The 12,523-nt window shown below is 65.3% G+C and carries 13 protein-coding genes; 6 read left to right on the plus strand and 7 right to left on the minus strand.

Going from position 1 to position 12,523, the window contains the following annotated elements:
• The first annotated feature begins 109 nt into the window (after positions 1–109).
• A complete protein-coding gene (locus tag B215_RS0116475; RefSeq protein ID WP_026009345.1) occupies positions 110–2,926 on the plus strand; it encodes a TonB-dependent receptor in 2,817 nt (938 codons plus the stop codon).
• A 50-nt stretch (positions 2,927–2,976) separates the two neighbouring features.
• Here B215_RS0116475 and B215_RS0116480 read toward each other — a convergent pair whose 3' ends face one another.
• The 4 genes from B215_RS0116480 to B215_RS0116495 form a co-directional block, all read right to left on the minus strand.
• On the minus strand, positions 2,977–3,876 hold the full coding sequence (locus B215_RS0116480; RefSeq protein ID WP_019370747.1) for an alpha/beta fold hydrolase: 900 nt from the start codon (positions 3,874–3,876) through the stop codon (positions 2,977–2,979).
• 66 nt (positions 3,877–3,942) lie between these two features.
• The gene (locus tag B215_RS0116485; protein ID WP_019370748.1) at positions 3,943–4,842 is read right to left on the minus strand and encodes a pirin family protein; all 900 of its coding nucleotides are present in this window, start codon (positions 4,840–4,842) and stop codon (positions 3,943–3,945) included.
• Positions 4,843–4,952: 110 nt separating this feature from the next.
• The gene (locus tag B215_RS0116490) at positions 4,953–5,393 is read right to left on the minus strand and encodes an NUDIX hydrolase (RefSeq protein ID WP_019370749.1); all 441 of its coding nucleotides are present in this window, start codon (positions 5,391–5,393) and stop codon (positions 4,953–4,955) included.
• Positions 5,390–5,674, minus strand: a complete 285-nt coding sequence (locus tag B215_RS0116495) for a BolA family protein (protein ID WP_019370750.1) — start codon at positions 5,672–5,674, stop codon at positions 5,390–5,392. Before B215_RS0116495 ends, B215_RS0116490 begins: the two co-directional genes overlap by 4 nt.
• A 107-nt stretch (positions 5,675–5,781) precedes the next feature.
• On the opposite strand from B215_RS0116495, the gene B215_RS0116500 reads away from it, so the two are divergent.
• From B215_RS0116500 to B215_RS0116520, 5 genes are all read left to right on the plus strand, one after another.
• Positions 5,782–6,327, plus strand: coding sequence for a J domain-containing protein (locus B215_RS0116500; RefSeq protein WP_019370751.1), 546 nt, complete (start codon positions 5,782–5,784; stop codon positions 6,325–6,327).
• Positions 6,328–6,415: 88 nt separating this feature from the next.
• A complete protein-coding gene (yajC, locus tag B215_RS0116505; RefSeq protein ID WP_019370752.1) occupies positions 6,416–6,745 on the plus strand; it encodes a preprotein translocase subunit YajC in 330 nt (109 codons plus the stop codon).
• Complete coding sequence (secD, locus tag B215_RS0116510; RefSeq protein ID WP_019370753.1) at positions 6,745–8,331, plus strand: protein translocase subunit SecD; 1,587 nt, start codon at positions 6,745–6,747, stop codon at positions 8,329–8,331. Before yajC ends, secD begins: the two co-directional genes overlap by 1 nt.
• A gap of 12 nt (positions 8,332–8,343) precedes the next feature.
• The gene (secF, locus tag B215_RS0116515; protein WP_019370754.1) at positions 8,344–9,315 is read left to right on the plus strand and encodes a protein translocase subunit SecF; all 972 of its coding nucleotides are present in this window, start codon (positions 8,344–8,346) and stop codon (positions 9,313–9,315) included.
• A 4-nt stretch (positions 9,316–9,319) separates the two neighbouring features.
• On the plus strand, positions 9,320–9,691 hold the full coding sequence (locus B215_RS0116520) for an Mth938-like domain-containing protein (protein WP_026009346.1): 372 nt from the start codon (positions 9,320–9,322) through the stop codon (positions 9,689–9,691).
• Between the two features lie 128 nt (positions 9,692–9,819).
• Here B215_RS0116520 and B215_RS0116525 read toward each other — a convergent pair whose 3' ends face one another.
• The 3 genes from B215_RS0116525 to tgt all read right to left on the minus strand — a co-directional run bounded on the left by B215_RS0116525 (position 9,820) and on the right by tgt (position 12,494).
• Positions 9,820–11,046, minus strand: coding sequence for a hypothetical protein (locus B215_RS0116525; protein ID WP_019370756.1), 1,227 nt, complete (start codon positions 11,044–11,046; stop codon positions 9,820–9,822).
• Between the two features lie 101 nt (positions 11,047–11,147).
• Entirely contained in the window at positions 11,148–11,333 is a 186-nt protein-coding gene (locus B215_RS0116530) for a hypothetical protein (RefSeq protein ID WP_019370757.1), read from the minus strand.
• 30 nt (positions 11,334–11,363) lie between these two features.
• Positions 11,364–12,494, minus strand: coding sequence for a tRNA guanosine(34) transglycosylase Tgt (tgt, locus tag B215_RS0116535; protein ID WP_019370758.1), 1,131 nt, complete (start codon positions 12,492–12,494; stop codon positions 11,364–11,366).
• Positions 12,495–12,523 lie beyond the last annotated feature (29 nt).

Raw genomic sequence — 12,523 nt, forward strand, 5'->3', positions numbered from 1 at the left:
TATTTTGTCAGACTTAATGGCTGCGACATTACGGGGAACACCCGCAGCGTCCGACACCGCACCGGCCGAAAAAGGCCGGGCGCCCATGCGATACACTGGGGAGGATACGGTGAATCACAAAGCACATCTGATGATTGGTGCCGCGTTGCTGGCACTCGGCAGCGCCCAGCCGGTTTCTGCACAAACAACGGCAACTGCCGGTGACGGAACCCAAAGCGCCCCCAGCGCGACGCCCGCCGAAGAGGTTGCCCAGCAAGAAGAGATCCTGGTCACCGGGATCCGCGCGAGCCTGGCATCCGCGCGCGAAGTGAAGCGCAATTCGGAATCCATTCTCGACGCGATCGTCGCCGAGGATATCGGGAAGTTGCCAGACAATAACGCTTCGGAAAGTCTCGCCCGCCTGCCCGGCGTGCAGGTCAACCGCTATGCCGACGAAGCATCGGGCATCCTGATCCGCGGTCTTCCGGATGTGGGCACCTCGTTCAACGGGCGTGAAATCTTCACGGCGGAAAATCGCACCGTGCAGGTGCACGATTTCCCCGCTGGCGCGCTGGCCGCGCTGGAAGTGTACAAGTCCGCGACCGCCGAGTTGATCGAGCCCGGCCTGGCCGGCCTGGTCAACGTGCGCTCGCGTCGCCCGTTCGACTTCAAGGGGCTGGAGATCGCCGGCACGATCCGCGCTTCGTATAACGATCAGGCCAAGAAGACGAACCCGAACGGCAACCTGCTGATCAGCGATCGCTGGAACACGCCGATCGGCGAAGTAGGCGCGTTGATCAACGTCGCGTACAACCGCTTCTACTACAACAATGCGATTCGCTATCTGAACGGCGGTGTCGATCCGGTTGCGAACAGCAAGGCGACCCTACCGGCCGGCGAAGCGGCAGATTTCCGCCTGCCGTACAGTGTTGGCCTCTATTATCCGCGTGGCCTGCGCGAGCGCCCGTCGGTGAACGGCTCGCTGCAGTGGAAGCCGGCGGACAATCTCGAAATCTATGCCGACGGCTTGTGGCAGGCGTTCCGCAACCAGGGATCGACCGAGAGTTTCGATGTATCGCTGCTGCGCGCTGCGCCGAAGAATGCCGCCGGCGTGGAGGTTCCGCCGAACCTGTTCAACATTGTACGCGTGCCCGGCGAGCCCAATAAGCTCGTCAGCGTGAGCAAGACCGGCGGCTATCCGGCCGAGATGTTCCGATCGACCACCCGCGATTATACCAACACCTATCAGGCGGCCGCCGGGTTCATCTGGACCACCGATCGCGCGGTGATCTCGAGCGATTTCGCCTACACGTTCTCTGAATATGGCGCGAACGAGCGGAGCCTGGATTCGCAGACTGCCTCGGCACCGCCGGTCAATGTGATCTTCGAGAAGGACAAATCGTCCTGGTTCGATCTCGGCAATTACGACATGACCAATCCGGCCAATTATGTCTGGCGCGGCTATTACGAGCGGGAATATTATGTGAGCGGCGCCGGCATCCAGTGGCGCGGCGATGTGGCGCTGGACACCGAACTGACCTGGCTGCCGAAGATCAAGGTCGGCCTGCGCGCCACCGATCGCGACGCCAAGCGCCGTCAGGGCAATCGCTATGCCTATACCGCGACGCTGAATACCCCGTTCACCAGCCTGCCGACCGGTTCGCTGGAGCAGGTGCAGGACGGTTTCCGCGGCGACGGTCCGCCCTTTCAGAACTGGCTGATGCCGTCCTACGAATCCATTCAGAGCAATGCCGAGGCGCTGCGCCAGCTTTCCTATGAAGCACTGCAGCGGATCGTCGCGGCGAACCCGAACGACCAGGGCTATAAGGACGCGCTCGCGCAGTTTTCCACCAAGGCGATCCCGATGGATCCCTATGGCGGCTTCTACGCGCGGGAGGCGAGCTATGCCGCCTATGCGCAGGCGAGCTATGCGTTCGACGTGGGCATCCCGATCGACGGATCGTTCGGCGTGCGCATCGTCAACACCGATGGTCGTTACACGGGTACGTCACGAGTGGTGGCTGCCGACGGGACAGTATCCGCTGTAACCGACACCAATCGCCAGAACTATGTCGATGTGCTGCCCAGCTTCGGGCTGCGCGCGAAACTGGCGGAGGGGCTGCAGGCGCGCCTGGGCTTCACCATGACACGTACCCGGCCGAGCTACGGCCAGCTCAACCCGGCGTTCAGCCTCAATCGCAACACCGATACCAGCTCGGGCGGCAACGCATCGCGCTATGCCTTTTTCGGCTCGGGCGGCAATCCGGACCTGCAGCCGCTGACGTCGAAGAACTATGATGCGACGATCGAGTATTATTTCGGCAGGAACGGCGCAGTCAGCGGTGCGGTATTCTATCGCGATCTGTTCGGCTTCATCAGCAACTATACGCGCGACGTGAATGATCCGACCTATGGCCTGATCCAGATCAGCCGCCCGGAAAACGCCGGCAGCGGCAAGATCAAGGGCTTCGAGGTTTCCGGACAAACCTTCTTCGACTTCCTGCCCGGTTGGCTGAGCGGGTTCGGCGCGCAGGCGAACCTCACCTATGTGGATGCGAAGAACCAGCTGCCCCGCGCGCTGGGCGCCGCCCAGCCACTGGTGCCACTGACCGGCTTGTCGAAATGGACGTACAACATCAGCGGCTTCTACGAGCGGGAAAAGGTGTCGCTGCGGCTATCGTATAATTATCGCAGTTCCTATATCGACTTCTACAGCCGCAATTCGAACGACGAACAATATACGGGGCAGAGCGTGCGGCCAATCTCGCGCCTCGATTTCTCAGGATCGTACACGCCGATCGAGAACATCACGCTGACGGCCGAGGTCAACAACATTCTGGCGCAGCCGTTCAGCAACTTCCGCTATTTCAACGAGACGCAATATTATCCAATCGATGTGCGCTACGAAGGGCGATATTTCAGCCTGGGCGTGCGCTTCCGCTTCTGAACGGCAGCCTCCCTGCTTTCCCCTCGTGCCCGGCTTCGGCCGGGCTTTTTTTAGGCGGGGCGCCGCGCGAGCCAGTCGAGCAGCGCGTCGGTCACTTGCTCTGGCTGTTCCCAGGGGACGAAATGGCCGGCATCGCGGATCGCCACGAAGCTATAGTCCGGGATCAGCGTTTCCAGCCCGTCGAGCAGGCAGGGCAGGAGGCCGCGATCCTTCATGCCCCAGAGGACCAGCGTCGGCTGGGGTTGGAGCGGGAAGGGGCCGTCGATCCAGGCGGGGCGGGGTGGATCCTCGCCGATCGCGGGCACGATGATCTGCGTCGCGCGGTACCAGTTGAGCATCGCGGTGAGCGCGCCCGGCTGGCTCCACTGATCGAGATAGATGGCCTTTTCCTCCGGCGGCACGCGGACCTGGAGATGCTCGCCGAACAGCGATAACAGAAATTGCTCGAGCGCCGACTTGTCCGGCGCGCGATCCAGATCGGTTTCCCGGAAAAAGCGGATATATTGGCTCCCGCGGCGCTGGCCCGGATCGTCGAACAGCTTGCGCTGGAAAACCTGCGGATGCGGCGCGTTGACTATGACGAGCCGCGCGACCCGCTTCGGTTCGCGCAGCGCCGCCATCCAGGCGATGGCGCCCCCCCAATCATGCCCCACCAGTGCAAAGCGATCGATCGCCAGCGCATCGGTCAGCGCGAACAGATCGGCGGCGATCTTGTCCGCCGTGTAGCTTTCGACGCCCTCGGGCTTGGACGACCGCGCATAGCCCCGCTGATCCGGCGCAATGACGAAATGATGTTCGGCCAGCGCGGGGATCTGGTGTCGCCAGGTGCGGTTCGATTCCGGGAAGCCGTGCAGCAGGATGATCGGGGGGTTGGCCGGATCGCCGGCCAGCGCGACGTTGAGGGTGACGCCCGTCGCCAGCGGCAACATCGTCGTTCGCAGTTCCGTCACGCCGTTCTCCCTCTGCCCTAGGCGTGAGGATGCGCTGGATGGACGCGGCGCGCAAGTACCGCAAAACTAGGGATAACTGACGGTTTTCGGCACCTCAGGAATCGGGATGAACTCCTTGTCGTCATTGGGTACCTTGGGGAAGGCGCCGGCCTTCCAATCTTCTTTGGCCTGGTTGATCCGGTCGCGGCTGGAAGAAACGAAGTTCCACCAGACGTGGCGCGGGGTGGCGAAGGCTTCCCCTCCGCAGAACATGACCCGTGCACCCCGTTCCGAGCGCAGCGTGGCGCGGATGTCAGGCCGCAGGATATAGAGCTGCATCGGCACCAGCGGCATGCCGTCCAGGCTGGCATCGCCCATCGCGACATAAAGCGCGCGTTCGTCCGCCGCCGCATCGATCGGAATGCCCGCGCCGCCCTCCAGCACGATATCGGCATAGATGGTCTGGGCGTAGGTGGTGGTCGGAGCGGCGGCGCCCCACAACTCCCCCATGATGACGCGGGCGCGCACGCCGGGCGCCTCGACGATCGGCAGATCGGCGGCGGCGACGTGCTCGAACGCGGGATCGCGCTCCTCATCGGCTTCGGGCAGCGCCAGCCAGGTCTGAATGCCGGAGAGTTCCGGCCCCTTCTCGCGTTCGGCAGACGGTGAGCGCTCCGAATGGACGATGCCATGGCCCGCCGTCATCAGATTGACCGCGCCGGGCTCGATTGTGGCGAAGGTGCCCAGCGAATCGCGATGGTCGATCGCGCCGGCGAACAGATAAGTGACGGTGGCGAGGTTGATGTGCGGGTGCGGGCGCACATCGATGCCGGTGCCGACATCCAGGATGGCGGGACCCATCTGATCGAAAAAGATGAACGGCCCGACCATGGTGCGCGGGCGCGAGGGCAGGGTGCGGTGCACCTTGAAGCCGCCAAGATCGTGCGTGCTGGGCTCGATCATCTGGGTAATGAGGTCGTCGCGCATCGTTGCTCTCCCGCGGGTCGCTTTCCGAATAGCTCCGTCGAGCGCCGCTGCCCAGCCAAAGCACTGGACGGGTTTGCGAACACTGGGTTTCCGGGTGGTGCCCGTCGGAGTTAGTCCGTCAGGGCCAACAATGCCGACAGGTCCTCCGGGAATACCGGTTCGTGGTGCGCGGCGATCTCGGCGGGCGTGAACCAGCGCCAGCTTCGCATCACGCGGCGCTCCAGCTCGGTATGGTGGGCGGTGTCGATCGAGTCGGCGCGGGTGCGGACAAGGAAATAGCGTTCGTCCGCCCAGACCGGCACGCCTTCAATGGTCACGAACTCGACGACTCGGCGCGCGATTTCAGGACCGGGATCGGCGTCGATCCCGGTTTCCTCCATCAGTTCGCGGCGCGCGGCACTGGCATAGTCCTCGCCCGGATCGAGCGCGCCACCCGGCGTGCACCAAAAGGGCGGGCGATCGTCGGGGTCGAACCGGAAGAGCAGCACGCGGCCGGCGCCGTCGAGCAGCAGGATGCGCGCGGCAGGGTGCGCCGTGCGGGTGCCGCTCATTCGTCCGGCGCGCGGGCCTTGATCGCCAGTGCGTGGATGCGGGAGGTAAGGAGATCGGCAAGCGCATGGTTCACCAGGCGCTGGCGGGCGACGCGGTTGAGCCCGATGAAGTCGGCGCTCTCGATCGTCACGGTGAAGTGCGATTCGCCGGTGCCATCGTCGCCCAGATGGCCGCGATGCTGGGCGCTGTCGTTGCTGACATCGAGGTACGACGGGTTGAGGGATCGCGTAAGGCGATCGGCGATCAGATCGGCCAACGGACCGGTAGCGAGGTTGTTCATGGCGCCTATATAAGCCGTTTGTTCGAGGGAGTCGCGTGGCTAGCCGTCAGCCGAAAAAGGATCGTCCGAATACCCGCTTCCACGGCCGGGTGGAGGCGGAGGGAAGAATGTGCGCGGAGCCGGGGTGCACGGCCGCCGGCGAATTCCGTGCGCCGGCACGTGAAGGCGCCAGCGCCGGGTTCGACGGCCCGCCCCCGTTCCGCTGGCTGTGCCTGGATCATGTCCGCGCGTTCAACGCCGGCTATAATTTCTTCGCGGGCATGAGCCCCGACGAGATCCAGGAAGCGCAGCGCCCGATCGCCGGATGGGAACGGGCGACCCGCGCGTTCAGTGCCACCGCCAGCGCCGACCAGCCGCCGCGCTGGGCCGATTTCGCCGATCCGCTGGACGCGATCGGCGCGCGCTTCCGCGACCGGATGAAGGATCGCGCCGAGCGCAAGGACGGGCGGCCGCTTTCGGGCAAGGACCGCGAGGCGCTGAAGGTACTGGACCTCACGATCGACTCGGACCGGACGGCGCTGCGCAAACGCTATTCCGAGCTGGTGCGCAGATATCATCCCGATCGCAATGGCGGCGACCGCAGCCACGAGACGCGATTGCAGCGCGTGATCGAGGCGTATCAGCAGCTGAAGGGATCGCCCGCCTTCGCGTGAATAGTTGCGCCTTCCCAGCGTGCATGATAGCGCCCCCGGCTTGAATGGGGCCAATCCGCGCCCCTCCCATCAGGCATTTCGGAAACCCATGTTCTCCTCTCCAGCATATGCACAGGCTACGGGCGCAGGCAGCACGGCAGCCGGGATCGTTTCGATCCTTCCCCTCGTCCTGATCTTCGTCGTCTTCTATTTCCTGATGATACGCCCGCAGCAGAAGCGGATGAAGACGCTGCAGGACGCCGTGAAGGGCGTGAAGAAGAACGACACGGTGATCACCGCCGGCGGCCTGATCGGCAAGGTGACCCGCGTGGACGAAACCGAAGTCGAAATCGAACTCGGCCCGAACGTGAAGGTGCGCGCGATCAAGTCGACGCTCGCCGAAGTGCGCCCGCTGGGCGCCAAGCCCGCGAACGACTGATGCTGGATTTCCCGCGCTGGAAGGTCTGGACGATCCTGATCGGGGTCGCCGCCATGGTGCTGCTCGCGGTGCCGAGCCTGGTGCCGGAGAGCATCCGCAACACCTGGCCGAGCTGGATGCCCAAGCCCGCCGTCAATCTGGGCCTGGACCTGGCCGGCGGCTCGTATCTGCTGCTCGAAGCCGATACGAGCGACGTGCAGCAGACCAAGCTGGAGCAGATGCGCGAGCAGGTCCGCCTGGCGATGCGGCGCGATCCGCGCGTCGACGTGGGCGACATCTCGATCCAGGGCGGCAAGCTGAGCTTCATGGTGCGCGATCCCAGCAAGGTGGATGCGGCGCGCGAAAAGCTGTTGCCGATGACCAACGGCGTGGGCACCACCGGCCAGCGCGACTGGGAAATCACGGTTGTCGATTCCACCCGTTTCGTGCTGACGCCGACCAAGGCGGGCCTGGCGCAGCAGATCGAAACCGCGATGGACGACGCCCGCGAAGTGGTGGACAAGCGCATCAACGCGCTCGGCACCCGCGAGCCGACGGTGGTGCGCGAAGGCACCAACCGCATCGTCGTGCAGGTGCCGGGTCTTCAGGATCCCAGCCAGCTGAAGGAACTGCTCGGCAAGACCGCCAAGCTCGAGTTCAAGCTGGTCGACACGAGCGTGACCCCGCAACAGATGGCGAGCGGCGATATCCCGGTCACCTCGCAGCTGCTGCAATATGAAAATGGCGCGCCGATCGTCGTCAACCGTACCGCGATGATCACCGGCGACATGCTGGTCGACGCCAAGCAGAGCTACGATCAGAACGGCCGCCCGGACGTGACGCTGCAGCTGAACGGTGCGGGTGCCAAGCGCTTTGCGCGGGTGACGCAGGAAAATACCGGCAAGCCCTTCGCGATCATCGTCGACAACAAGGTCATCTCCGCGCCGAACATCAACGAGCCGATCCTGGGCGGCAGCGCTTCGATCTCGGGCGGCTTCACGGTGGAAAGCGCCAACCAGCTCGCCATCGCACTGCGTTCGGGCAAGTTGCCGATCGCGCTGAAGGTGGCGCAGGAATCGACCGTCAGCCCCGAGCTCGGCGCCGATTCGATCCGCGCCGGCGTCACCGCATCGATCATCGCGATCGTCGCGGTCGTGGTGTTCATGGTGCTCACCTATGGCCGCTTCGGCGTCTATGCGAACATCGCGGTGACCATCAACGTGCTGGTGATCCTGGCGGTGATGGGTCTGCTCAATGCGACACTGACCCTGCCGGGCATTGCCGGCTTCGTGCTGACCATCGGTACCGCCGTCGACGCCAACGTGCTGATCAACGAGCGCATCCGCGAGGAACGCCGCCGCGGCCGCAGCGTGATGCAATCGGTGGAGCTGGGCTATAAGGAAGCCAGCCGCACGATCTTCGAAGCGAACGTCACCCACGCGATTGCCGGCCTGATCATGCTGGTGCTCGGCTCCGGGCCGATCCGCGGCTTCGCGGTGGTGCTGCTGATCGGTATCGCCAGCTCCGTCTTCACCGCCGTGGTGTTCACGCGCATGCTCGTCACGCTCTGGCTGCGCAAGAATCGCCCGAGCGAGATCCATATTTAAGGAAGCGCCGACATGCGGCTCCTCAAGATCGTACCCGACAACACCAATATCGGCTTCGTCCGGGTCCGCGTCATCGCATTTGCGATCACCGCGCTGCTGACCGTCGCCGCGATCGGTCTGGTCGCGGCACGCGGACTCAACCTTGGCGTCGACTTTGTCGGCGGCGTTTCGATCGAAGAAAAGTTCACCTCGGCTCCGCCGCTCGACGAGCTGCGCGCAACGGTGAACGGGCTCGGCTATGGCGAAACGACGCTGCAGGAAATGGGCGGCAAGAACCTCGTTACCATCCGCCTGCCCGTGCCGAATTCGAGCGATCCGGCGGCGACCGATGCGATGGTCGAGCGCGTGAAGAGCGCCGTCGCGGCCAAGTTCCCCGGCGCGACCTTCTCCACCTATTCCACCGTCTCCGGCAAGGTTTCGGGCGAGCTGATCCGCAACGGCGTGCTCGCGGTGGTGCTGGCGATCGCCGGCATCGCGATCTTCTCCTGGCTGCGATACGAATGGCAGTTCGGCGTCTCCACCGCGGTCGCCATCGTGCACGACGTGCTGATGACGCTGGGCTTCTTCGCGCTGACCCGGATGGTGTTCGACCTGAACATCGTGGCCGCGGTGCTGACGATCATCGGCTATTCGATCAACGACAAGATGGTGATCGACGACCGCATCCGCGAGAATATGCGCAAGTACCGCAAGATGGGCATGAGCGAGTTGATCGACCTTTCGGTCAACGAGACGCTGCCGCGCACGGTGATGACCTCCGTCACGATCCTGCTGGCGCTGGGCGCGCTGCTGCTGTGGGGCGGGCATGTGCTGCGCGGCTTCACCGCAGCGATGATGCTGGGCATCATCGTCGGTACCTATTCGTCGGTCTATGTTTCGTCTTCGCTGCTGATCACGTTGGGGCTGAAGCCGGGCGCAAAGCCCGAAAAGGCGGACTCGATCGCCAGCAATGCCGAGCGGGTCGCGCCGCGCGAGCGGCCGTAATCGCGTGAAGATCGAACGGCGCAGCGCGGAAGGGCCGCTCGTCTCCGGCTTTTCCGGCGGCGGCTTTCGCGTCGACGAGAATGTCTATCACGGGCTGATCATCACGCCCGAGCGCGCCGATGGCTGGTCGCCTCCACCGATCGCGGAATTGACCGAGGCTGCGCTAGCCCCGGCCTTCGCGCTCAGCCCGCAGCCCGAATTCCTGCTGCTCGGCACCGGCGCGCGGCTGGTGCGCCCGCCGCTCCAGCTGGTGAAGGCGCTGGAAGCACGCGGCATCGGCGTGGAAGCAATGGACAGCCGCGCGGCGGCGCGGGCCTGGGGGGTGCTCCGCGCCGAGCTGCGCTGGGTGGCGGGCGCGCTCTACCCGCTCGTTTGAGCTTCCCGGCGCACCGCACCGGAATCCCGGCGAAAACCGAAATCCATTCGCCGCTCGGTTTCAGGATGACCTGAGGCGGCTCACCTCCAGTGGGTCCCGGCTTTCCGCCGGGACGACGATGGGAGGACTCACTCCGTTCTTCCAGGCGGTGTTGGTCCCTCTGCCCCGAACAGCGCCGGCAGCGTGCGTTCGAGCCGCGTCAGCGCTCTGTCCCACCGTTCCGGCCCTACCGGGCAACGAAGCCGGGCGAGCAGGTCGTCGTCCGCGTCGAGCGGATCGACGGCGTCGTTCAGCAGATATTGCGCGAACCAGCGGCGCGCCAGTTCCGGATCAGGACGTCGGGCAGTGCCAGCGGCGATATCCGCGAGAAACGGCGGCAACTCCGCATAGGCGTTGAGCCATGAGCCGCTGGCGAATTGCGAATGGCGATGAATCGGTACGCCGAAAAACGCGGCGAGCGCGAAGGTCTTCGAATCGCCGACGAGCATGCCATCGGCATGGCGCGCAATGGCGAGCGTGGCGGCCAGCGGCCCGATCGCCGGCGGCAGCAACACGGCATTGTCGCAATCGCCGATCGCTTCGATCAGCGGGCCGGCATCGACATGCGCATCGTTGAGCGGATGATTGGTGACGGCGAGAGTGAAACGATCGCCCAGTTGCGCGGAGACGTGGCGGACCAGAGCGGCGTTTGGGCGGGGACTAAGCCGGTGGGCGAGGAAGAAGTTGTCGTCCATCTCGCATTCCAGGGGCAGCAGCACCAGCGGGCGATCGGCGGGAATGCCGAGACGCGCGAACAGCGCCAGGCGTTCGTCCGGAGGCGGGGCAAGGCGCTGCTGCAGGCGATGCCATGCGGGCGCAAGCATCGCGTCGAGCCGCGCCTCCTCTGCGGGCGCGAGCGGCGCCAGCGCGCCATAATCGTGCGGACGATCGGCAAGCAGGATCCAGCGGGGCGGCGGGGCAAAAGGCTCGAATCGCCCCTCCATCAGCAGCCGGACGATGCCGGGGAAATGCCGTACGGTGTCGAAATCGGCGGTGCGGCAGAGGACAAAATCGGGCGCGAGATCGCGGACGAAGCCGATCAGTCCTTCGGCATCCTCGGGCACGGTGCGGGTGCTGGGATGGTCCGCGCCGTCCATGATGTACCAGCGCACCTCCGCCAGATCGGCGCAGCGGGCGAGTTCATCCGCGCCGATGCCGGTGCCGCGCCAGGGCGCAGGCGCGAGGATGTGCACCTCGTGACCACTCGCGACCCGGCGGATCAGCGGCTCGACGATGTGGACGAACCACCAGTTCGTCACCATCGGCAGGTAGAAGAGGACCCGCTGGCGCTGCTCGGGGTGCGGGAGGGGCGGCAAGGGAACTCCGTCGGCGGGGGAAGCTGTTTAGCTTATAGGCCGGACGGCGAGGGGCGGGCACCCGCCCGGCAAATTCCACCTCGCCGCGATCGGCCGGGCTGCTACCGCTTGTCCGCGGCGTCCGCGGCGTCCGCGGCGTCCGCGGCGCGTTCGGCGGCAGCCTGCGCGCGGCGGGCTTCGGCTTTCTTCTTCTTGCCCTGATCGTGGTGCCACTTGATGGCGAAGAACATGCCGGTGCCGAACACGGCGATTTTGAACGTGCCCAGCAGGATCGGAACCCAGATCATCCATGTTTCCTTATCTATCGGGTGCCGAACTCAGTCCCGCTTCGCCTGGTACTTCGCCCGGAAATCATTGGCGAAGGCGGTGAGCCGCTGTTCCTCGATCGCCGTGCGCAGGTCTGCCATCAGCGTCTGGTAGAACCACAGGTTGTGCTCGGTCATCAGCATCGCCCCCAGGATCTCGCCGGCGCGGACGAGGTGGTGGATATAGGCGCGGCTCCAGGTGGAGCACACCGGGCAGGCGCAGGCGGGATCGAGCGGGCCCTGGTCCTCGGCGAACTTCGCGTTGCGGATGTTGATCGGGCCGGTTCGCGTGAACGCCTGGCCGGTACGGCCCGAGCGGGTGGGCAGCACGCAATCGAACATGTCGATGCCGCGCTCGACCGCGCCGACGATGTCGTCCGGCTTGCCGACGCCCATCAGGTAACGGGGCTTGGCTTCGTCGAGCTGGCCGGGGGCATAGTCGAGCACGCCGAACATCGCCTCCTGGCCTTCGCCCACTGCGAGGCCGCCCACCGCATAACCGTCAAAGCCGATATCCTTCAGCGCATCGGCGCTGGCCTTGCGCAGGCCCTCGTCGAGCGCGCCCTGCTGGATGCCGAACAGCGCGGCGCGGGCGGCATGCTCCTCGCCCGAATCGAAGCCTGCGCGGCTGCGCCTGGCCCAGCGCATCGAGCGCTCCATCGCCTTGGCCTGCACGTCGCGGGTGGAGGTGGTCGGCACCAGCTCGTCGAACGCCATGACGATGTCCGATCCTAGCAGCCGCTGGATTTCCATCGAGCGCTCAGGGCTCATCATGTGGCGCGAGCCATCGAGGTGCGAGGCGAAGGCGACGCCTTCCTCGCTGCGCTTGGTGAGTTCGGACAGGCTCATCACCTGATAGCCGCCCGAATCGGTGAGGATCGGCCGATCCCAGCCCATGAACTTGTGCAGGCCCCCCAGCCGCGCGACGCGCTCGGCAGTGGGGCGCAGCATCAGGTGATAGGTGTTGCCGAGCAGGATGTCAGCGCCGGACGCGCGCACGTCCTGCGGCTTGACCGCCTTGACGGTGGCGGCGGTGCCGACCGGCATGAAGGCGGGGGTGCGGATCTCGCCGCGCTGCATCGCGATGGTGCCGCGACGCGCCTTGCCGTCGGTGGCGTGGATGGTGAACTGGAAACGAGGCATGCGCCGCTATTGGCGCGTTTGAGGCCCGA

It is taken from the genome of Sphingomonas sp. ATCC 31555, from assembly GCF_000282895.1.
In the GTDB taxonomy this organism is placed as follows: Bacteria; Pseudomonadota; Alphaproteobacteria; order Sphingomonadales; family Sphingomonadaceae; genus Sphingomonas.

Bases quoted from the DNA above. Each gene is read 5' to 3' on its own strand.
- yajC (WP_019370752.1), top strand. From the start codon at position 6,416: ATGTTCTCCTCTCCAGCATATGCACAGGCTACGGGCGCAGGCAGCACG.
- B215_RS0116530 (WP_019370757.1), bottom strand. From the start codon at position 11,333: ATGATCTGGGTTCCGATCCTGCTGGGCACGTTCAAAATCGCCGTGTTC.
- secF (WP_019370754.1), top strand. From the start codon at position 8,344: ATGCGGCTCCTCAAGATCGTACCCGACAACACCAATATCGGCTTCGTC.
- B215_RS0116490 (WP_019370749.1), bottom strand. From the start codon at position 5,393: ATGAGCGGCACCCGCACGGCGCACCCTGCCGCGCGCATCCTGCTGCTC.
- B215_RS0116495 (WP_019370750.1), bottom strand. From the start codon at position 5,674: ATGAACAACCTCGCTACCGGTCCGTTGGCCGATCTGATCGCCGATCGC.
- tgt (WP_019370758.1), bottom strand. From the start codon at position 12,494: ATGCCTCGTTTCCAGTTCACCATCCACGCCACCGACGGCAAGGCGCGT.
- secD (WP_019370753.1), top strand. From the start codon at position 6,745: ATGCTGGATTTCCCGCGCTGGAAGGTCTGGACGATCCTGATCGGGGTC.
- B215_RS0116500 (WP_019370751.1), top strand. From the start codon at position 5,782: ATGTGCGCGGAGCCGGGGTGCACGGCCGCCGGCGAATTCCGTGCGCCG.
- B215_RS0116485 (WP_019370748.1), bottom strand. From the start codon at position 4,842: ATGCGCGACGACCTCATTACCCAGATGATCGAGCCCAGCACGCACGAT.